This is a genomic window from Allobosea psychrotolerans (assembly GCF_002917105.1).
Taxonomy (GTDB): Bacteria; Pseudomonadota; Alphaproteobacteria; order Rhizobiales; family Beijerinckiaceae; genus Allobosea; species Allobosea psychrotolerans.
On record NZ_PQFZ01000003.1, the window covers coordinates 74,668 to 94,681 of the forward strand.

At 66.3% G+C, this 20,014-nt stretch carries 25 protein-coding genes; 15 read left to right on the plus strand and 10 right to left on the minus strand.

The window, feature by feature from the left end; all coding sequences use genetic code 11:
* Positions 1-13 precede the first annotated feature (13 nt).
* The 9 genes from CYD53_RS05925 to CYD53_RS05965 all read left to right on the plus strand — a co-directional run bounded on the left by CYD53_RS05925 (position 14) and on the right by CYD53_RS05965 (position 7,925).
* Positions 14-907 (plus strand): ABC transporter ATP-binding protein, encoded by an 894-nt coding sequence (locus CYD53_RS05925; protein ID WP_103717539.1) that lies wholly within the window; start codon positions 14-16, stop codon positions 905-907.
* A complete protein-coding gene (locus CYD53_RS05930) occupies positions 904-2,046 on the plus strand; it encodes an ABC transporter permease (protein ID WP_103717203.1) in 1,143 nt (380 codons plus the stop codon). The genes CYD53_RS05925 and CYD53_RS05930 overlap by 4 nt, the downstream gene beginning before the upstream one ends.
* A 71-nt stretch (positions 2,047-2,117) precedes the next feature.
* On the plus strand, positions 2,118-2,633 hold the full coding sequence (locus CYD53_RS05935; RefSeq protein ID WP_103717204.1) for a winged helix-turn-helix transcriptional regulator: 516 nt from the start codon (positions 2,118-2,120) through the stop codon (positions 2,631-2,633).
* Positions 2,634-2,642: 9 nt separating this feature from the next.
* Positions 2,643-3,908: a beta-ketoacyl-ACP synthase II gene (gene fabF, locus CYD53_RS05940; protein WP_103717205.1), complete on the plus strand. Its 1,266-nt coding sequence runs from the start codon at positions 2,643-2,645 to the stop codon at positions 3,906-3,908.
* Between the two features lie 377 nt (positions 3,909-4,285).
* Positions 4,286-4,975: an ABC transporter permease gene (locus tag CYD53_RS05945; protein ID WP_245928107.1), complete on the plus strand. Its 690-nt coding sequence runs from the start codon at positions 4,286-4,288 to the stop codon at positions 4,973-4,975.
* Positions 4,968-5,720: an ABC transporter ATP-binding protein gene (locus CYD53_RS05950; RefSeq protein WP_210202294.1), complete on the plus strand. Its 753-nt coding sequence runs from the start codon at positions 4,968-4,970 to the stop codon at positions 5,718-5,720. Before CYD53_RS05945 ends, CYD53_RS05950 begins: the two co-directional genes overlap by 8 nt.
* Complete coding sequence (locus tag CYD53_RS05955) at positions 5,717-6,673, plus strand: ABC transporter substrate-binding protein (RefSeq protein WP_103717208.1); 957 nt, start codon at positions 5,717-5,719, stop codon at positions 6,671-6,673. The genes CYD53_RS05950 and CYD53_RS05955 overlap by 4 nt, the downstream gene beginning before the upstream one ends.
* The gene (locus CYD53_RS05960; protein ID WP_103717209.1) at positions 6,670-7,287 is read left to right on the plus strand and encodes a hypothetical protein; all 618 of its coding nucleotides are present in this window, start codon (positions 6,670-6,672) and stop codon (positions 7,285-7,287) included. Before CYD53_RS05955 ends, CYD53_RS05960 begins: the two co-directional genes overlap by 4 nt.
* Positions 7,287-7,925: a hypothetical protein gene (locus CYD53_RS05965; RefSeq protein ID WP_245928108.1), complete on the plus strand. Its 639-nt coding sequence runs from the start codon at positions 7,287-7,289 to the stop codon at positions 7,923-7,925. Before CYD53_RS05960 ends, CYD53_RS05965 begins: the two co-directional genes overlap by 1 nt.
* A gap of 14 nt (positions 7,926-7,939) precedes the next feature.
* On the opposite strand, the gene CYD53_RS05970 is transcribed toward CYD53_RS05965, so the two are convergent.
* From CYD53_RS05970 to CYD53_RS05995, 6 genes are all read right to left on the minus strand, one after another.
* Complete coding sequence (locus CYD53_RS05970) at positions 7,940-9,469, minus strand: acyl-CoA carboxylase subunit beta (protein WP_103717211.1); 1,530 nt, start codon at positions 9,467-9,469, stop codon at positions 7,940-7,942.
* A 108-nt stretch (positions 9,470-9,577) separates the two neighbouring features.
* Positions 9,578-10,366, minus strand: a complete 789-nt coding sequence (locus CYD53_RS05975) for an ATP12 family chaperone protein (protein WP_103717541.1) — start codon at positions 10,364-10,366, stop codon at positions 9,578-9,580.
* Positions 10,367-10,471: 105 nt separating this feature from the next.
* The gene (locus tag CYD53_RS05980) at positions 10,472-11,932 is read right to left on the minus strand and encodes a methyl-accepting chemotaxis protein (RefSeq protein WP_103717212.1); all 1,461 of its coding nucleotides are present in this window, start codon (positions 11,930-11,932) and stop codon (positions 10,472-10,474) included.
* Complete coding sequence (locus CYD53_RS05985) at positions 11,929-12,243, minus strand: hypothetical protein (protein WP_103717213.1); 315 nt, start codon at positions 12,241-12,243, stop codon at positions 11,929-11,931. Before CYD53_RS05985 ends, CYD53_RS05980 begins: the two co-directional genes overlap by 4 nt.
* Before the next feature lie 181 nt (positions 12,244-12,424).
* Positions 12,425-12,790 (minus strand): VOC family protein, encoded by a 366-nt coding sequence (locus CYD53_RS05990; protein WP_103717214.1) that lies wholly within the window; start codon positions 12,788-12,790, stop codon positions 12,425-12,427.
* Positions 12,791-12,826: 36 nt separating this feature from the next.
* On the minus strand, positions 12,827-13,831 hold the full coding sequence (locus CYD53_RS05995) for a P1 family peptidase (RefSeq protein WP_103717215.1): 1,005 nt from the start codon (positions 13,829-13,831) through the stop codon (positions 12,827-12,829).
* 262 nt (positions 13,832-14,093) lie between these two features.
* Between CYD53_RS05995 and CYD53_RS06000 the strand changes: the two genes are divergently transcribed.
* Together CYD53_RS06000 and CYD53_RS06005 are read left to right on the plus strand one after the other, a co-directional pair.
* Positions 14,094-14,720, plus strand: a complete 627-nt coding sequence (locus CYD53_RS06000) for a Spy/CpxP family protein refolding chaperone (RefSeq protein WP_103717216.1) — start codon at positions 14,094-14,096, stop codon at positions 14,718-14,720.
* Positions 14,721-14,832: 112 nt separating this feature from the next.
* Complete coding sequence (locus CYD53_RS06005) at positions 14,833-15,549, plus strand: MgtC/SapB family protein (protein WP_103717217.1); 717 nt, start codon at positions 14,833-14,835, stop codon at positions 15,547-15,549.
* Positions 15,550-15,583: 34 nt separating this feature from the next.
* Here CYD53_RS06005 and CYD53_RS06010 read toward each other — a convergent pair whose 3' ends face one another.
* Entirely contained in the window at positions 15,584-15,823 is a 240-nt protein-coding gene (locus CYD53_RS06010; RefSeq protein WP_245928109.1) for a hypothetical protein, read from the minus strand.
* 191 nt (positions 15,824-16,014) lie between these two features.
* Here CYD53_RS06010 and CYD53_RS30160 point away from each other — a divergent pair, with 191 nt between their 5' ends.
* Complete coding sequence (locus CYD53_RS30160; RefSeq protein WP_181011730.1) at positions 16,015-16,167, plus strand: hypothetical protein; 153 nt, start codon at positions 16,015-16,017, stop codon at positions 16,165-16,167.
* A complete protein-coding gene (locus CYD53_RS30165) occupies positions 16,164-16,325 on the plus strand; it encodes a hypothetical protein (RefSeq protein ID WP_181011731.1) in 162 nt (53 codons plus the stop codon). Before CYD53_RS30160 ends, CYD53_RS30165 begins: the two co-directional genes overlap by 4 nt.
* A 122-nt stretch (positions 16,326-16,447) precedes the next feature.
* Here CYD53_RS30165 and rpsD read toward each other — a convergent pair whose 3' ends face one another.
* From rpsD to murI, 3 genes are all read right to left on the minus strand, one after another.
* Entirely contained in the window at positions 16,448-17,065 is a 618-nt protein-coding gene (gene rpsD, locus CYD53_RS06015; RefSeq protein ID WP_092173605.1) for a 30S ribosomal protein S4, read from the minus strand.
* Between the two features lie 202 nt (positions 17,066-17,267).
* On the minus strand, positions 17,268-17,501 hold the full coding sequence (locus tag CYD53_RS06020; protein WP_103717219.1) for a hypothetical protein: 234 nt from the start codon (positions 17,499-17,501) through the stop codon (positions 17,268-17,270).
* 88 nt (positions 17,502-17,589) lie between these two features.
* Complete coding sequence (murI, locus tag CYD53_RS06025; protein ID WP_103717220.1) at positions 17,590-18,456, minus strand: glutamate racemase; 867 nt, start codon at positions 18,454-18,456, stop codon at positions 17,590-17,592.
* A 234-nt stretch (positions 18,457-18,690) separates the two neighbouring features.
* On the opposite strand from murI, the gene CYD53_RS06030 reads away from it, so the two are divergent.
* Both CYD53_RS06030 and CYD53_RS06035 read left to right on the plus strand, forming a co-directional pair.
* The gene (locus tag CYD53_RS06030) at positions 18,691-19,014 is read left to right on the plus strand and encodes a hypothetical protein (RefSeq protein ID WP_103717221.1); all 324 of its coding nucleotides are present in this window, start codon (positions 18,691-18,693) and stop codon (positions 19,012-19,014) included.
* A 66-nt stretch (positions 19,015-19,080) separates the two neighbouring features.
* On the plus strand, positions 19,081-20,007 hold the full coding sequence (locus CYD53_RS06035) for a bifunctional helix-turn-helix transcriptional regulator/GNAT family N-acetyltransferase (RefSeq protein ID WP_103717222.1): 927 nt from the start codon (positions 19,081-19,083) through the stop codon (positions 20,005-20,007).
* The last annotated feature ends 7 nt before the right edge of the window (positions 20,008-20,014 follow it).

Here is a 20,014-nt window from a genome sequence, read left to right on the forward strand (position 1 = left end):
CGATGTGCGTGGCATGACCAAGCGCTTCGGCCGGCGCACGGTGGTCGACAATGTCGATCTCGCCGTGGCGACCGGGGAAATCGTCGGCTTCCTCGGCCCCAACGGCTCGGGCAAGACGACGACGATCCGGATGATCTGCGGGCTACTCCGGCCCGATGCCGGGCAGGGCACGGTGCTGGGCCTCGATGTCCGCACGCAGAGCGCCGCGATCAAGCGCCAGGTCGGCTACATGACCCAGCGCTTCTCCTTCTACGAAGATTTGACGATCGCCGAGAACCTGACCTTCGTGGCGCGGCTCTATGAGCTGAAGCCCGTCGAGGAAGCGGTGGCGAAGACGCTGGAAGGGCTCGGCCTCAGCTCGCGCAAGGACCAGCTCGCCGGCACGCTCTCCGGCGGCTGGAAGCAGCGGCTGGCGCTGGCCGCCTGCATCATGCACCAGCCGCGGCTGCTGCTGCTCGACGAGCCGACAGCCGGTGTCGACCCCAAGGCGCGGCGCGAGTTCTGGGACGAGATCCATCGCCTCGCTGCGGATGGGCTCACCGTGCTGGTTTCGACCCATTACATGGACGAGGCCGAGCGCTGCCACCGCATCGGCTACATCGCCTATGGCCGTATGCTGGCGACCGGGACGGTCGAGGAGGTGGTGCGCGGCTCCGGTCTCGTCACCTATATCGTCCATGGTGCGCTGAGACCTGAGCAGATGCGGGCTCTCTCAATGGCCGATGGCGTCGAGCAGATCGCCCCCTTCGGTGCGAGCCTGCATGTCGTCGGCACTGATCGGAGCAAGCTGGAGGCGGCGCTGGCGCCGCTTAAGGGCGAAGCGGGCATCGGGGTCGAGCCGGGCGAGACCAGCCTCGAGGATGTCTTCATCAAGTTCATGACCGGCGCGCAGGAGCGGGCGGCATGATCGCGCTATTCTCCCCCAGCCGGCTTGGCGCCATGCTCGCCAAGGAATTCGTGCAGATGCGGCGCGACCGCATCACCTTCGCCATGATGCTGGCGGTGCCGATCATCCAGCTCCTGCTCTTCGGCTATGCGATCAACAACGATCCGCGCGGCCTGCCGGCGGCGATCCTCGCGCTCGGTCAGGACCGCTATACGCGCGCCGTGGTCTCGGCGCTGGAGGTCTCGAACTACTATCGCTTCGGCGAGCGTCCGCAGAGCGCGGCGGAGGCCGAAAGCCTGATGGCGAAGGGGGAAATCTCCTTCCTCGTCACCATTCCCAGCGATTTCGGCACGCGGGTCGAGCGAGCGGATGCACCGCGCATCCTCGTCGAGGCCGACGCGACCGATCCGGCCGCGGCGAGCGGCGCAGTCTCGGCGCTGGGCACGATCGCGAGCCGTGCCTTGCAACGGGCGCAAGGCCACGAGCCCGTGACCGATCCGGCCAGCCGAGGAGGGGACAGCCTCTCCTTCGTCGTCCACCGGCGCTACAACCCGGAGAACATCACCCAGTACAACATCGTGCCCGGCCTGCTCGGCGTCATCCTGCAGATGACCATGGTGATGATGACGGCCATGGCGCTGACCCGCGAGATCGAGCGCGGCACGATGGAGAACCTGCTCGCGATGCCGGCGACGGCCGGCGAGATCATGCTCGGCAAGGTGCTGCCCTATCTTGCCATCGGCGCCGTGCAGGTCGTGATCGTGCTGGGCGCGGCCAAACTGCTCTTTGCCGTCCCCTTCCTCGGCGGGCTCGGGCTGCTGTTGAGCTGTGTCCTGATCTTCGTGCTGGCGCTGGTGCTGCTCGGCTACACCATCTCGACGATGGCGCGCACGCAGCTCCAGGCGATGCAGCTCACCTTCTTTTTCTTCCTGCCGTCGCTGATGCTGTCAGGCTTCATGTTCCCCTTCGCCGGCATGCCGGGCTGGGCGCAGGCGCTGGGCGAAATATTCCCGCTGACGCATTTCCTGCGGATCATCCGCGCGATCATGCTGAAGGGCGCCGGCCTCGGAGATATCGGCGACGAGATGTTCTATCTCAGCCTGTTCGTGCCGATCTATGCGGGCATCGCGCTGATGCGATTCCGGAGCACGCTGGATTGAGGCAAGCGAGAGACAGATACGACGCCCTGTCACTTGCAAAATGATAGCAACTGCTTTAGCTCGGACGCACCATGCAACCGAAGCTCGTTCCGCTTGCCGAATGCCCCTGCGCCCGCACGGTCGAGACCGTCGGCGAATGGTGGAGCATCCTGATCCTGCGCGACGCCTTGCAGGGTTTCTCACGCTTCGACGAATTCCAGCGCAGCCTCGGCATCGCGCCGAACATACTGGCGCGGCGGCTCAAACATCTGACCGAGAGCGGGCTGTTCGAGCGGCGGCTCTATCAAGAGCGGCCGCAGCGCTACGAATACGTCCTGACCGCGAAGGGAAGGGACTTCTTCCCCGTGATCGCCGCGATGGTCGCATTCGGCAATCGGCATCTCGCCCCCGAAGGCGCGGCGCTGGTGCTGGCCGAGTGCGAGACGGCGCGGCCGGTCGAACCGGTCATGGTCGATGCCGCGAGCTTGCGTCCGATCACGCCTGATACCGTCATGGTGGTTGCCGGCCCGCAGGCGAGTCCCGGTATGCGCCAGCGCCTGGCCACCATCGCGACGATGCGCTCGGCCGTACCTTCCCAAAACGAATAGGACATTCAAATGCGTCGTGTGGTCGTAACCGGTATGGGCGTGGTCTCGCCTCTTGGCTGCGGAGCCGAACTGGCCTGGCAGCGCCTGCTTGCCGGCCGCTCCGGGCTGCGTCGCCTGCCGGATTCGATCGTCGAGAGTTTACCGGCCAAGGTTGCCGGCGCCGTGCCGTCGCAGGAGGAGGACAGCGAGGGCGGTTTCGATCCCGACGGTGCGATCGCGCCCAAGGACCAGCGCAAGATGGACCGCTTCATTCAGTTCGCGCTGGTCGCGGCGAAGGAGGCGCTGATGCAGGCGAATTGGCGCCCCGTGAGCGAAGCCGAGCAGGAGCGCACTGCGACGGTGATCGCCTCCGGCATAGGCGGCTTCCCCGCGATCGCAGAGGCCGTGCGCCTCACAGATGCTCGCGGTGTGCGCCGGCTCTCGCCCTTCACGATTCCGTCCTTCCTGGTCAATCTCGCCGCCGGCCATGTCTCGATCGACCATGGCTTCAAGGGGCCGATCGGCGCGCCGGTAACCGCTTGCGCGGCCGGCGTTCAGGCTATCGGCGATGCGGCGCGGCTGATCCGCGCCGGCGAGGCCGATATTGCGCTCTGTGGCGGCAGCGAGGCCTGCATCGATCTCGTCGCGCTCGGTGGTTTCGCAGCGGCGCGTGCGCTCTCGACGGGCTTCAGCGAAGAACCCGAAAAAGCCTCGCGCCCGTTTGACCGTGACCGCGACGGCTTCGTCATGGGCGAGGGCGCCGGTGTGCTGGTGATCGAGGCGCTGGAGCATGCGCAGGCACGAGGCGCCAAAATCCTGGCCGAGCTCACCGGCTATGGCACCAGCGCCGATGCCTACCACATCACCTCCGGCCCCGAGGATGGCTCGGGTGCGCGCCGTGCCATGGAGATTGCGCTGAAACAGGCAGGGCTTCAGCCCGGCGATGTCCAGCACCTCAATGCCCATTCGACCTCGACGCAAGTCGGCGACCGCGGCGAGCTCGCAGCGATCAAGGCCGTCTTCGGCACCGAGAAGAGCATTGCGATCAGCGCGACGAAATCGGCGACGGGCCACCTGCTCGGCGCAGCCGGCGGGCTGGAGGCGATCTTCACGGTGCTGGCGCTGCGCGACCAGATCGCGCCGCCGACGCTCAACCTCGAGCATCCCGATGAGATGGCGTCCGGGCTGGATGTTGTGGCCAAGCATGCGCGGCCGCTTGCGATGGAGCATGCCATCTCGAACGGATTTGGGTTCGGTGGCGTGAATGCCAGCGTGGTATTCCGACGCTGGGAATAGGACCGCTCATGCCTTGCTGACGCGGGATTTTGCCGATGTGGGATTCAGCCTGAAAATACGTTTCCCACATCAGATTCGCCTCCGGCCGGAGACTGCGGAGTAAGCTAGGATCGCGGACCTGTTCTATCTCTCGGATCTTCCGCTCAAGTTTGTAATTGTTATAATTCTTGGCCTACATCTTGTTTATTGCAAGTAAATAATATTCGGAATTGAAGTTTATGTTGGATTTTTACTGATATCGCCGTTAGGGCTTCGCTCGCCGTCGCGGATGTCGCGTGTCAGGCAGGTCCCTTTGTTCAGATATGCCGGCTTTCAGTGGATTCCTTGTCTTTGGGGTTTTGGGGCTTGCCTGGTTCGCGACCAGCGCGACCGGCTTCGTGTCGCCATTTCTACTGCCGGGGCCGTTTACGGTGGCACAGGCCGGCTGGCAGCTCATCCAGGATGGTTCGCTCGCCAAACACGCCGCGATCAGCCTGCAGCGCGTCGGCCTCGGCTACGGATTATCGGTAATTCTCGCGCTGCCGCTGGCGCTGCTTTTTGGGCTGTTGCCGCGTCTGCGCTCCTTCTGCGAGCCCGCGCTCGAATTCCTGCGCCAGATTCCGCCGTTGGCGCTGTTGCCGCTGTTGATTCTCTGGCTCGGCATCGGCGAGGTGCAGAAGGTCGGCGTCATCGTACTGTCCTGCTTCTTTCCGATCTTTCTCGGAGCGCTCGGCGGGATCGCCCAAGCTGATCCGAAGCTGATCGAGGTCGGGCGCATCTGCGGCCTGAGCCGGGGGGAGATCCTGACGCGCATCGTTCTGCCGGCGTCCCTGCCAGCGCTGGTGGTCGGGCTGCGGATTGCGCTCGGCTACAGCTGGCGGGCGCTGGTCGGGGCTGAACTGATCGCTTCGAGTGCGGGGCTCGGCTATCTGATCATCGACGCCCAAAACATGGCGCGGACCGACATCGTGCTCGTCGGCGTGCTGGTCATCGGCGTGCTCGGGCTTATCGCCGATGCGCTGGCGCGCTGCGCCTTGCGCAGATCGGCACCGTGGCTGCGCTCGCAGCTGGAGCTCGGCCGTGTTTGAAGCGCGCAATCTCGGCCTGCGCTATACGGTCGGCGAGCGGGCGTTCGCGGCGCTGGAGGGCGTTGATCTCAGCCTGCCTCGCGGTGGCTTCACCACCATCGTCGGGCGCAGCGGCTGCGGCAAGACCACGCTGCTGCGGCTGCTGGCCGGGCTGGCGGAACCGAGCGACGGCGAACTGCATTTCGAGGGCGGTGGTCGCCCCCGCATCGGCTATGTCTTCCAGGAGCCGCGGCTGATGCCTTGGCTCAGCGTCGCCGGCAATGTCGGCCTGGGCCTCGTGGGCCGCCTCGACAAGGGGGCGCTGATGCGCCGCGTCACCGAGGCGCTGCAACTCGTCGGCTTGTCCGGCTTCGCCGAGGCGATGCCGGACCAGTTGTCCGGCGGCATGGCCCAGCGCGTCGCGCTTGCGCGCGCCCTGGTGCTCGAACCCGATCTGTTGCTGCTCGATGAGCCTTTCGGCGCGCTCGACGCTTTCACCCGCCGCAGCTTGCAGATGGAGCTGGTCGAGATCTGGCGGGCGCGCGGCACGACGATCGTTTTCGTCACGCATGATGTCGAGGAAGCCGTGCTGCTGGGGCAGGCGGTCGCCGAACTCTCCGAGGGTCGGCTCGTTGGCCTGCATAGGGTCGATCTGCCCTATCCGCGCGACGCCACCGATCCCGCTCTGCTCGCCCATCGCCGCACCGTGCTGGAGCGGCTGCTCGAAACGGGGCCGAATTCTCACCTCAAGGAAACCGTGCCATGAGACTTCTGAAGCTCTACCTCGCCGTGGCAATGCTCGCGACATCGTCGATGATCGCCGCCGATGCCGCTGACAAGCCGGCAAGCGTCCGCGTGACCTATGTCACCTCGCCCTTCAACGTGCCCTCGATCATCATGCGCAAGAAGGGCTTCCTCGACGAGGCTTTCGGTGCGCTCGGCGTCAAGACGGAGAATCCGGAGATCACCTCGGGCGGTGCGCAGATTCAGGCGCTGGCGGCCGGCGCCATCGATATCGCCAGCGTGCTCGGCGGCACCTCGGCTATCCTCGGTCGTGCCAACGGCATCGACCTCAAGGTCATCGCCGCCTATTCGCGCTCGCCCAAGGCCTTCTTTGTGATGACCGGTGCGAATGGCCCCGGCAGCATCGAGGCGCTCAAGGGCAAGAGCGTTGCCGGGCCGAAGGGCACGACGCTCAACCAGCTCCTCGCGGCGGCGCTCGCTTCCCGGGGCATGAAGCTGACCGATGTCGAGTATCTCAACATGGACCTGCCGGCCGCGCGCGCCGCACTGCTCGCCGGCAAGGTCGATGCTGCGACGCTGGCCGGCGCCAATGCGCTGCAGGTCGAGGCGGCCGGTGGGCGCATCCTCGCGAGCGGGGAGGGGCTGATCGCGCCGATTTCGGTCATCGCCGTCCGCGGCGCCTTCCTGCGGGAGCAGCCCGCTCTGGTGGCCGCCTATCTCGCCGCCCATCGCAAGGCGCTCGACTTCATGCGCGACAATCCCGAGGAGGCTTTGAAGATCGCGGCCGAGGACCAGAAGATTTCGACCGATGACGCGCGCAAGCAGCTGCCCTGGTACGATTTCACCCTGGCGATGACCGATCGCGACATCGAGAACCTTGCCGGCGACCAGCACTTCATGGTCGAGGCCGGAATGCTGCAGAAGACGATCGACATCCGCGCCGATCTGATCGATCCGCTGGCGTTCAAGCCGTGAACGACGTCGCCCTGCTCGATTGCGAACAGGCCGAGGGCGGCGTCCAGGATCTGATCCGCGACCTCGCCCTGGGGCCGCGCATTGCTTTGCTGCCGCTCTACGATCTGGGGCGGACCGATCTCACCGCCTTTCGCGGCCTGATGATCGGTCTCCATGCCGACCAGCGCTATCTGTCCTCGCGCCGGGCTCAGCTCGAAAGTTTCCTGGCGCAGGGGGGAACGATCGTGGTCTGCGGCCATGTCGGCCATCCTTTCCTGGCCGAACTGAATCTCTTCGCGCCGATCCCGAACTATCGCGTCGAGGATCTCGAAGTGAACCACGAAGCGGCGCATCCGGTCTGGGAGGGAGTCGAGATGGAGCATCTGTCGCGCCGCCGGGGCGTGGCCGGCTTCTACGGCCGCGGCTCGAACCCGCCGCCGCCGGGCGCGCGCATCCTCAACAGTCTCGGGCCCGGCCGCCACCCGGTCGATTTCGAGTGCCGGCCGGCGGTTGGCGGGCGGCTATTGGTCCATGCGGGGGCGGATCTCTGGGGCTATCACGGCTCCGGCTCGACCGCGGACCGGATCATGCCGCAACTGCTCGATTGGATCACAGCCCCGATGGAGGCCTGGTGATGCTGGCGCTGCTCGAGGGGGGAACCTATTTCCATAGAGAGGCGATCGAGGGCGAACGCCTGACAGGACGTTTCGACCGCACGATATACGCACCAGAACTCGATGCCGCCGCTCTTGCGGGCTGTGACGCGCTGATTGTCGCCGACCGCATTCATCCGGCGGTGCTGCGGCGCAAGCGGCCGCTTCTGCTCGGCTATCTCGCGACCGGCGGCACGCTGATCGTGCTAGGCGAAAACCGGGCGCAGGACTGGGCGCCGGGCGTCGCCTGGGAGTTCAGGCCGACGAATTTCTGGTGGTGGCTGGAGAAGGGGACCGATCCCGGCCACCGGATCGCTGCGCCGGAGCACGAGATCTTCCGCTATGTCGGCATGGGCGAACTGGTCTGGCATTATCACGGGCTGCTGACGCCGCCGCCGGGCGCGACCTCGCTGGTCGAGATCACGCCGGAGGGGGATCCGCAGGGCAAGGGCGGCTCGATCCTCTACGATCACCGCAATGTCGGCGGCGGGCCGGGCCGCATGATCGTGACCACGCTCGACCCGTTCTACCACCATGGCAGCTTCTTCATGCCGGCGGCGTCACGCTTCCTCGGCAAGCTGCTCGACTGGACGGACGAGGCGTTTCGGGCGTCGCGCTGAGCACGCGACGCCTCTCACAGCGGAATATTGTCGTGCTTGCGCCAGGGCCGCTCGACGCTCTTGGTGCGCAGCATGGCGAGAGCGCGGGCGATGCGGCGGCGCGTTCCATGCGGCAGGATGACCTCGTCGATATAACCGCGTTCGGCCGCCACGAAGGGCGACATGAAGCGGTCCTCATACTCCTTGGTCTGCCGCGCGATCGTCTCGGCATCGCCGCCGCGGAAGATGATCTCGACCGCGCCCTTGGCGCCCATCACCGCGATCTGCGCGGTTGGCCAGGCATAATTCACATCGGCGCCGATATGCTTCGACGCCATCACGTCATAGGCGCCGCCAAAGGCCTTGCGGGTGATGACCGTGACCAGCGGCACGGTGCATTCGCTATAGGCGTAGAGAAGCTTTGCGCCGTGCTTGATCAGCCCGCCATATTCCTGCGCCGTGCCCGGCAGGAAGCCCGGCACGTCGACCAGCGTCACGATCGGGATCTCGAAGGCGTCGCAATAGCGCACGAAGCGGGCGGCCTTCCTCGAGGCGTCGGAATCGAGCACGCCGGCCAGCACCATGGGCTGGTTGGCGACGACGCCGACGGTGCGGCCCTCGATGCGGCCGAAGCCGGTGACGATGTTGCCGGCATAAGCGGCCTGGATCTCGAAGAAATCGCCCTCGTCGAGCGTCTTCAGGATCAGTTCCTTGATGTCGTAGGGCTTGTTAGGGTTGTCCGGCACCAGCGTGTCCAAGCTCATATCGACACGGTCCGGCACGTCGAAGGAGGGCCATTCCGGCACGCCTGCGGTGTTGTTGGCGGGCAGAAAGTCGATCAGCCGGCGCACCTGCAGCAGCGCCTCGACATCGTTCTCGAAGGAGCCATCGGCGACCGAGGATTTCGTGGTGTGGACCTTCGCGCCGCCGAGCTCCTCAGAGGTCACGGTCTCGTTGGTGACGGTCTTCACCACGTCGGGGCCGGTGACGAACATGTAGCTGGTATCGCGGACCATGAAGATGAAGTCGGTCATCGCCGGCGAATAGACGTCGCCGCCGGCGCAGGGGCCCATGATCACCGAGATTTGCGGGATCACGCCCGAGGCCGCGACATTGCGCTTGAAGACCTCGCCATAGCCGCCGAGCGCCGCCACGCCCTCCTGGATGCGGGCGCCGCCGGCATCGAACAGGCCGACGATGGGGGCGCGCATCTTCAGCGCCATATCCTGGATCTTGGTGATCTTCTGGGCGTGGGTCTCGGAGAGCGAGCCGCCGAAGACGGTGAAATCCTTGGAGAAGACGAAGACGGTGCGGCCATTGACCGTGCCCCAGCCCGTGACGACGCCGTCGCCGGGGATCTTCTCGCCCTTCTCCATGCCGAAATCGACGCAGCGATGCTGCACGAACATGTCGAACTCCTCGAAGGAGTCACGATCGAGCAGGAGTTCGATGCGCTCGCGGGCGGTCAGCTTGCCACGCTTGTGCTGCGCTTCGATCCGGCGTTCGCCGCCGCCCTTGCGCGCACCGTCGCGACGGTCTTCGAGCTGTTCGAGAATGTCTTTCATGGAGCCCCCGCGAGCCGAGCCAAGTTCCTATCCGGCTTAAGGGCGGAAGGCCGGGCTGTCCATCGGGGCGCCTGCCGTTTTGGTGCAAGGCCGGGTGTGATCAGGCTCTCAGCCTTGCAGCAGCAACAGCGCTGCCGCGTCGAACTCCTGGCGGCGGATGACGCGGCGTTCGGCTGCGTCCTCGTCCTGGCCCCAGATCGCGATCTGGTAGTCCTCGTCGAGATGGGCAGCGTTCCAGACCGCATCGGGATCGAGCTGTCCGTCGGCGAGCGCCAGCATCAGGATGGTCGAGCCGGTCAGCGTCATGACGTTGTGCGCGCCTGCGAGCGCGAGCGGCGCCGCGATCGCGGCGACGCGGGCGGCAACGGCCTCCAGCGTGCCGGCGGGCTGGGCGGCGAACATCACGCCCTCGGCCAGCACGAAGCGGCCCCCGATCGCGGTCTCGACCCCGGCGATGATCGGATTCCAGATCGCGCCCTGGCGTTCGACCAGCGTGTCGGGCTCGGCCGCGCGGTAGCAGAGCGCGTCGCTGCCGGCATAGCGCACGATCTCGGCGCGCACGGCCTCCTGCTGGTCGACGACGCCGTCGAGTGCCGAATTGACCAATCGCGTCAGCGGCATGCGAGCGGGGTCGATCGTCTCGAGCTGTGCCTGCCATTCGGCGGCCAGCGCCTCGGCGGCGGGGCGGGAGGTTACCGCGAGCGGGTTGCGTGCCGGGGTGCGCGCTGTCTTGCCGTCGAGCGCGACATGGAACAGCCCGTCGCGCTCCAGCACGGCGGCCTCCTCGTAGAAGCGGCGGGGCAGGGCGTTGCGCATCGCGCTCTGTGCAGCGGCGACGGGATCGGGCTGGCTTGCGCCGGGCGCGCCGAAGCGCGCGAGGAAGGCATCTGTCGACATGATAGCCCCATAGAGCAGGATGCGAAAAAGTGGAAACCGGTTTTTCGCCGAGATCCTGCTCTGGCACATGCCCCGGGTCGCGAAAATCGTTCCGCGCGCTATTCCTCAGGCCTCGCGGATACGATCCAGGAACTGCGCGACCTCGAGGCCGAGATCGGCCGATTGCCGGTCCAGCCTGTCAGCAGATTTGGCGACGAAGGCGGCAGCGTCGCCGGTCTCGGTCGCGATGCGGCTGACGATTTCGATATTGCCGGAGGCCGATACGGTTTCCTTGGCCGCGGCCTGGATGTTGCTGGCGATCCCGGCGGTCGCGGCGCTCTGCTGTTCCACCACGGTCGCGACCGCAGCCGAAACCTCGTTCAGCGAGCCGATCGTCGCGTTCATGGCGTCGATCGCGCGGATGGCGTCCTCGCTCGAGCTGCGGATCGCTTCGATCTGGCCCTGGATCTCGTCCGTGGCCCGCGAGGTCTGGTTCGCGAGTGTCTTGATCTCCTGCGCGACGACCGTGAAACCACCGCCGGATCGACCGAAACGCGCGGCTTCGATCGCGGCGTTGAGCGCGAGCAGATTGGTATGCTCCGCGATCGTCGAGATCATGCCGACGATGTTGCCGACATCCTCAGCCTTGGTCGAGAGATGGTTGACCGTGGCGAGCACGGTCTTGGCCTTGGAGGTCGTCGCGCCGACGATGCGGGTGGTCTTGCCGACCTGCTTGTCGATTTCGCCGAAGGAGGTCGCGAGCTCGGAGGTGGCGTTAGTGATGGCGACGACATTGGACGAGGTCTGGTGCGAGGACAGAAAGGCGGCGCCGGCCCGTTCCGCCACCTCGGAAGCTCCGGCCTGCATCTGCTGCGAAGCCGTGCGCAGGGTCCTGACCGAGGCGATCACGTCCTTGGCGATGCCGGCGATCTTGTGCTCGAAATCCTCGGCGACCGCATAGAGCATCGCCTTGCGCTCCTGGGCGGCCTCCTGAGTCGTGGCGGCGGCCTCATGGCGGGCATCCTCGGCCGCGCGCCTGGCTGCGGTCGCCTCCTGCTTTTCCGTCTCCGAGGTCTCCAGGGCGGCTCTGAGGGAGGCGACGGTCCAGCTCAGCGCCAGCGCCTGTACGACGACGATGACGGCGTGCAGCAGGACGCGGTCGAAACTATTGCCGTTGGGAAAAACCCCGAGCGGATAGACGACGCTCAGCACGGCATGATGCGCTGCGACAGCAAGCGAGGCGGGGACGAAAACCCGCCAGTCGAGCCAGCCCGCCAGCACCGCCAATATGGCGAAGAAATACATGTGCATGTCGGACTGATAGGGATGTCCGGAGAAGGTGTAGACCAGCAGCATGACCTGGCCGAGCGACGTGATCGAGCTGATCTGCCGGGTTATCCAGCCGGTGCCGCAAGCCCACCAGACCAGGGTCGTGAACGCCGCAAGCGCGATGCCGGCAGCCACGATCTGATCGGGATTGTTGGCTCGTCCCAATCGGCCCGCAAATGCCAGCAGTACCGCGTTGCTCCAGAGCACGGCGATGATCACATAGGCGAAACGCGCCCTGAACCGCTCGACATCCGTCATGTCCGGGCCTGCCAGGCCTCACCCGCGCACAGGCGCGCCAGTTCGCCGTCGATCACCAGCCAGGCGCCGGATCGGTAGAGCTGGGCAGCGTAGCCGGGCCGGCCGCTGAGGCTGATGACGAGGGCAGGCGTAGGGCCGAACTGCAGCAGGTTGCCGCCGGCCTGGGCGACGGAGCCTGCGACCTGCGCGGCCGATGTTCCCGCCCGGAAATAGGCCGCGACCGGGCGGCCCGGTACGGGCCAGGCGGCGATGAGAAAGGCTCCGATCGCGATGACGAGGCTGAAGACGGCGCCAAAGGCGATCTCACGCATACCACTGCCTTTTCCCGACGGTTGCACGGTACTGCCGTGAGGCGATCCCCCAGGCAGCGTTGTTGCAACCAGTGATTGAACTGTGTGGCTCTCTGACTTTCCAAGACGTAAACCTGTCGAGCGCATACGGAAATAAATACGCCCTTCCGGGCGCGTCAGGCTGACCGCGCCGCGCCGCCGGTCAGGCGCGTTGGAAAAGCTCGATCACATTACCCGAAGGGTCCTCGCACAGGATCTGGCGACCGCCTGGACCCTCGACGATGGCGTTGCGGAACGGCACGCCTTGTGCGCGCAGCCCTTCGACCAGGGCTGGCAGGTCACTGACTTCCAGGACGAAGCGGTTCCAGCCGCCGGGCTCGGGCTTGCGACCATCCGGCATCGGTCTGGAGGCGGATGCGAGGGGACCGGCGAGCCACAAGGTCAGGCCCTCGCTCTCAAGGATCGCCATGGCCGGGCCGAACTGCTGCTTCAGTACGAAGGACAGCTTGTCCCTGTAGAACGCGACGGCTTCATCCACGTCGTTCACAAGATATCTGACGCTGGCCATCGGTATCTCCTCGAGGTTGCCGGCGTGCTGCTTCGGCTATCGGTTCCCGAACAGGTCGCGCCAGGCCGGCTTCGCGCCGGGAAAAGGCAGGGCGGTCGCGGCATGGACGCCGCGTGCGACGGCGCGCGCCAGCACGTCGGCAGCCGCGGCGCAAAGCTCGGTCAGCGCAAAGGCGTCGGACGGAGCCCCGGCATGGCCGGTGGCCGCGGCGAAGACGATATCGCCGTCAAGCGCGCCATGGGCCGGCCTCAGGGCGCGGGCAAGGCCGTCATGGGCTGCGAGCGCCAGCCGCTTGGCCTGGGCCTTGGTCAAGGCGGCGTCAGTCGCGACCAGCGCGATCGTGGTGTTCTGGCCGGGGCCACCCTTGAACCGGACCGCGTTGTCGACGGAGGTGATCGCGGCGGGCCAACTGAGCCCGCCGAATTCATCGCCCTGCTCATAGGGCGCGGCCCAGAAATGCGGCCCCTTGCCGATCGTCGCCGTGCCGACCGCATTGACGGCAACCAGCGCTCCGACGATCTGCCCCGTCGCCGCCCGCGCGCTGGCTGAGCCGAGGCCGCCCTTGAGATTGACAGTGCTGGCGCCATAGCCCGCGCCGGCAGTGCCGAGTGCGAAATCGCCCGCTGCCGCATCGAGCGCGCTGCGTCCGAGAGCGCGATAGGGCGGCTCGCTTGCGCCGTCTTTGGCCCAGGGCTTCTCGCCGCCATTGAGCAGGTCGAACAGGATTGCTTGCGGCACGAGCGGCACGCGCAGGCTGCCGATCTGAAAGCCGCGCTGCCTTGCAGCGAGCCCTGCCATCACGCCATCGGCTGCGGCCAGCCCCCAGGCCGAGCCACCCGAGAGCACGATCGCGTCGATATGCTCCACCGTCATCTCCGGCTCCAGCAGCGCGGTGTCGCGTGTGCCGGGTGCGCCGCCGAGCACGGCGATCGAGGCTATGCTGGGGCGCTCGAACAGAGCGACCGTAACGCCGGTAGCAGCGTGAGGGTCCTGCGCATTGCCGACGAGGAGGCCGCGAACATCGGTGATGAGATTGCGCATCAAGGTCGGATTTCAGGCTATGTCATTGTTTTAACGGGTTTTCTTCACGCGAACCGGTGCCAGATTTTCTTGAAGGCGCTCTCGTCGGAGAACGGGACTTCCGTGCCGAGCCTGCCCACATTACGATCTTTTCATGCTTGCGCCATCGCCGGGTCACGCCTGCGGCGTCACCTTGCGACCATCGTGAACCGGCTTCGAGACCCGCTCAGCGACCGATACTCGTTTCGTGCCAGATATTCGTTTCGTGTCATGGGAGATCAAGATGAAACGCATTGCCCTGATCGCAGCTTCGGCCGCTGCCGCCATCACGGCCTCGCTTGCGCTGGCCCAGCCGCAGCCGTTGCCTCCCGCCGGAGGTCCCGACCATGATCGCCCGCAGCAGGAGCGCAGCGATTCGCGCGACGACCGGCGCGGCGAATTCCGCGAGCAGTGGGCCGAGCGCATGCAGGCCCGCCTCACCGAGCGCCTGACCAAGCTGCGCGCCGACATGAAGCTCAAGCCCGAGCAGGTGCCGTTGTTCGATGCCGTCGAGAATGTCATCAAGAAAGGCGCCGAGAAGCGCCGCGAGGGCTGGGCGGCGATGCGCGAGCAGCGCGAGACCTTCCGCCACGCCGATATCATGGAGCGGCTCGACATGATGTCGAGCCGCCAGGCCGAGCGCGCCGCGCGGACCAAGGAACTCGCCGACGTCGTCCGCCCGCTCTGGACGACGCTCAGCGACGAGCAGAAGACGGTCGCCCGCCGCGCCGTGCGTGAAGCGATGGCCGAGGGGCGCGGCATGATGCACCGCATGCGCGAGCGTTTCGAGGAGCACCGCGGTGGTGGCCGTGACGATGACGACCATGGTCCGCGCCGTTGGCGGGACGATTGGCGCGAGCGTCGCGGCTGAGGCGACCCATAGGCCCTCTCCGGGGACTTGTCATGACAGCCCACGGCCAGCTCTTGCCGGCCGTGGGCTGCAATGCAATTGAACGCGCGAAGCTGTGCGGGAGGCACCAGGCTTGCGTTTCATCCAGACCTTCGAGCTGCTGCCGTTCCTCGATACGGTCGTCAGCCTCACCGCGGCGTTCGGTCTTGGCGTCCTGATCGGCGCCGAGCGCCAGTACCGCCAGCGCACCGCGGGCCTGCGAACGACGGCGCTGGTTGCACTGGGGGCGGCGGCCTTCGTCGATCTCGCCATGCGTCTCGACGGCACGTCAGGTGCGATCCGGGTCATCGCCTATGTCGTCTCCGGCATCGGTTTCCTCGGTGCCGGCGTGATCATGAAGGAAGGCATGAATGTGCGCGGCCTCAACACGGCCGCCACGCTCTGGTGTTCGGCAGCGGTCGGCGCCTGCGCCGGAGCCGACATGGTCGCTGAGGCGGCCCTGATCACGGTCTTCGTCATCGCGGGGAATACGCTGCTGCGGCCGCTGGTCAACGCCATCAACCGGATTCCGCTGAACGAGCAGAATTCGGAGGCGACCTATGAGGTCGTCGTGACCACCGATCCGCTCTCCTTGGCCGTGGTCCGCGAAGCGCTCGTCGAGCATCTCGAGGCGGCGCAATACCCGGTCAGCGACATCACGACGACCGAGCGCGGCGACGATACGGTCGAAGTGATCGCCAAGCTGATCAGCACGGCGATCGACCGCAAGGAACTCGACAATGTGGTCGAGCGCCTCGAATTGCTGCCCGCCGTCAAGCACGCCACCTGGGAGAGCAGCACGGCGGACTGACTCTCTGGGCGCTGGCGCAGCAGTGCGGGCGGTCTCAGGTGCCAGCGGCGTCCGAGACGCATTTCTTGGTGAAGCTGGCCTTGGCCGCGCCGGCGAGCTTCTTCTCCGCCGCCTGCTTGTCGCAAGCCGCCCCGGCATCCTTCTCGCATTTCGTCAGGAAGCTGGTCTTGGCGGCGCCGTTGAGCTTCTTGTCGCTGGCCTGGACTGCGCAGCTTTGCGCCTGGGCAAGGCTGGAGAGACAGGTCAAGGCGAGGGCGGCGAGCAGCGTCTTCATCATGGTCGTCCTTTCCCGAATCAGGGCCGGCGAGGCCTGGTAAAATTATGCGGCACTGCCGGCGGAGGGGAAGGCGAACATCGCTGACAACAGGTAAAATCGACGGGCCCGCGATTCACCATACTTGTTTAAGTTGAATTCACCGCTTCGCATTTACGTTTCAGCAGTAAATCCATTGCGAGGAGGTGACCATGAGGGCGACATGGTTGGCATGGGGGATGCGGAGCTTCATCGGCTCGGTCTTCGTTTTGTGCCTCTTGGGGCCTTATGCGATCTCGATCCTGATCGGCGGCCTCTGCGTCGGCTGCTATTGCTTTCGCGACGAGGCCGGCTCGCATCTGTGAGCCCGCCTGAACGCCGCGTCCCTTGGGCCGGGGCGGCGGCTGGTCTTGGGCTGCCTGGGACGGCCCAGACGATCCTGCTCGACGACATCCTGTTCTGGAACGAGAACCCGGCCGGGTATCCCGCCTGGGCCGGCATCGACCCGGCGCTTCAGCGATAGGCTGGATCGCTGGCGCCGCGCTTCGCTGGCTTCGGGGGATAAAATACAGAAAGGGCGGCTCTTGCGAGCCGCCCTTTCGTGAATCCCGCCAGGCGCTTGCGGCCCGGCTCTGCGAAACTGAATCAGCGCGAGTAGAACTCGATGACCAGGTTCGGTTCCATCTGCACCGCATAGGGCACGTCCGTCAGGGTCGGCGTGCGGGTGAAGGTGGCGGTCGACTTGTTGTGGTCGGCCTCGATGTAGTCGGGCACGTCGCGCTCGGCCAGAGCGGCCGCTTCGATCACGATGGCGAGCTGGCGCGAGCTCTCCTTGACCGCGATCACGTCGCCCGGCTTGACCTGGTAGGACGAGATGTTGACGCGCTTGCCGTTGACCGTGACGTGGCCGTGATTGACGAACTGGCGGGCGGCGAAGACCGTCGCCACGAACTTGGCGCGGTAGATCACGGCGTCCAGGCGGCGCTCGAGCAGGCCGATCAGGTTCTCGCCCGAATCGCCCTTGAGGCGGATCGCCTCGGCGTAGTAGCGGCGGAACTGCTTCTCGGAGATCGAGCCGTAATAGCCCTTGAGCTTCTGCTTGGCGCGCAGCTGCGTGCCGAAATCGGAAGGCTTGCCCTTGCGGCGCTGGCCGTGCTGGCCGGGGCCGTATTCGCGGCGGTTGACCGGGGACTTCGGGCGGCCCCAGATGTTCTGACCGAGACGGCGGTCAATCTTGTACTTCGCCTCGTGGCGCTTGGTCATGTTTCGCGTGTCCTCTAGGTTCGCGAGTGAGGACCGCGCCCTCCTGCTCCCCATCTCCGGGGCGACAGATCCGGCTCCTGAGAGCGGATCACGGGTGCGGAAAAAGCCACGCGGGCCCTGGATGGACCCGCGCGACGGGAGCCCTATAGGCTCAAGGCCGGTGTGAAGTCAAATCCGTACCGCTGGGCGGCGCCCCGGCACCTCACCAGTAATAGCCGCGCCAATGGCCGTAACGGTGGTGGCGATGGTGTTTGTACCAGCCGTAATGATGGCCGCGATGCCAGCCATAATGCCGGCGGGGGCCATGACGGTGCCCGTAATGGTGGCCGTGGCTCTTGTGCCAGCCATGCGGCTTGGCCTGAGCCTCGGAACTCGCGCTGACTCCGATGAGGGCGAAGCTAAATGCCAGCGCGATGATCAGAAGAAGTTTTCTCATGTCCTTTCCTCCTTCGCGGCGCTGCGGGAGCGGCGTTGGGAAAAACGCATGGTGCTTCAAGCGGTTCCGCCGCGACGTTGGAGTCCTCTCAGTTCGTGAGCGGAATCGCCTCGATGGTGATCTGCGTCAGCCCGTAGCCGGCCAAGGCGATGCGCAGCGGGCCGCTGATGCCGGCGCCGCTGGTGAAGATCGCCGGCGCGTCGCCTGGTTCCGCAAGCCGGAGCATGGCCGGCCCGAGGAGCTGGGCGACGCGCCGGGCGACCGCCGGGGCCGGGTCGATCCAGTTCACCGGCCAGGGCGCGAGCCGCCGCATCCGCTCGATCAGCAAGGGGTAATGGGTGCAGGACAGCGTGACCACATCGGTGCGGGCGCCGTCGCGGGCGACGAAGCAGGGCGCGATTTCGGCCAGGACTGACGCGTCGTCTATAGCCTCGCCCTTGAGCGCCGCTTCGGCGAGGCCGGCAAGCCGCGTCGAGCCGACCAGCGTGACGTGGCAGGCTCCGGCATAGGTTGCGATCAAGTCCCGGGTGTAGTCGCGGGCAACGGTGCCGGGCGTCGCCAGCACCGAGATCAGGCGGCTGCGCGTCAGCTCGGCGGCCGGCTTGATCGCCGGAACCGTGCCGACGAAGGGAATGCTGAAACGCGCCCGCAAGGCGGGCAGCACCAAGGTCGAGGCGGTGTTGCAGGCGATGACGACAAGATCAGGATGGCAACGCTCGATCAGCCGCTCCATCACGCTCAGCACGCGCCCGACCAGTGCCGCCTCGTCGAGCCGGCCATAGGGAAAGCCGGCATCGTCGGCGGCATAGACGATGCGGGCATCGGGACGCGCGCGCGTCATCTCTGCCAGGACGGTGAGCCCGCCCAGACCGGAATCGAAAACCAGGATGGTGGGTTGGCGCAGCGGCATCGCTGCCGTGCCGTAGGCCGTTCCGGCCAAGAGATCGACCTGCATGACGCAACGCTTGTCGCAAAGAGGGCTGGCTTGCCGAGAGAGAACTGAGCCAGAGGCGGGTTGCGAAAGGGTTAAGAGGCGCTTTCGAAAGCGTCTCGGATTTGGGCGATTCTGCCCAGAGATCTTCTCTGCGGGCTTCCCGGCAGCGCTTTGCCTGGGTTGCGGGGCGGCATCTGGACGTCATATTCATGCGCCCTCACCACGGGCGAGGAGGGCGTTTGCCGTGAGAGCGCGATGAGGGTGCGCAGTTTTGGGTTTCTGACCGGCGCGGCCCTGCTGCTGGCGTCGCCGGCTGTCGGAGCCGCGGAGCTGAAGGCCGGTCCGCTTTTCGTCATCTGTTCGGCGACCAATGAGCGGATCGTCTCGAGCTGCCACGCCTTTACCGAGGGCTTCGTCCTCGGCCTTGCCGGAGCGGGCGCGATCTGTCCGCCGCCGGACGCCTATAAGGACGTCGTCAAGGATCTGGTCAGGCTGCCGCGCGCGGAGATCGGCGATAAGAGCGTAGCCGAGCTGCTGGTGCCGCGATTGCGCGTCCGCTACCCCTGCTCCGGCGTCTGACGGCTTCGCAATTTAGTTGACTCTGTCCATTATTTTCGTTGATCCTTCCACATGGAGGGATCACTCATGCAATGCGCAAATTTGGCCGCGATCGCGGCGATCCGCCGTTTCAACCGCTTCCATACCCGCTGGGTCGGTGCGCTCGGCGGCAGCCTGCACGGCTCGGGTTTCGCGCTGACCGAAGGGCGGGTGCTCTACGAACTGGCACAGCGCGACGACTGGCTCGCCAGCGAATTGGCGCGTGAACTCGGGCTCGATCCCGCCTATCTGTCCCGTATCCTCCAGCGGTTCGCCGCCTCAGGCTGGCTGGCGCGCGAACGTTCGCGCGAGGACGGGCGAGCGTTGCGCCTGCGGCTGACGGATAAGGGACGTGAGGCGTTCCAGCCACTCGATGCGGCCTCCCGTGATCAGGCGGCGGCAATCGTGACCCGGCTTTCGCCGGCCGAGCAGGCCAGGTTGATTGCTGCGCTCGACCAGTCCGAGGCCCTGCTCTCCGGAACCCGATCGGCGCCGGGGCGCTCGCTCATCCGTCAGCACCGACCAGGCGAGATCGGCTGGGTGATCTCGGCCCACGGCCGACTCTATGCCGAGGAGTACGGCTGGGACGCCGGCTTCGAGGCGCTGGTGGCCGAGATCGCGGCGAAGTTCCTGCGCGAATACAAGCCGGAGCGGGAGCGCTGCTTCATCGCGGAGTTGGACGGCGCTCCGGTGGGGTCGGCCTTCGTGGTGGAGGAGACGGTGGATGTCGCCAAGCTCCGGCTGGTGCTGGTCGAGAGGCACGCGCGGGGCCTCGGCCTCGGCAAGGGGCTGGTGCGGGAGGCGATCGGCTTTGCCCGCGCCGCCGGCTATGGGCGAATGGTGCTGTGGACCAACGACATCCTGCACGCAGCCCGCGCGATCTATGTCGCGGAAGGTTTCAGGCTGGTGGCTGAGGAGCGGCACCATTCCTTCGGGCAGGATCTGGTCGGCCAGAACTGGGAGCTCGTGCTCTGAACGGTCG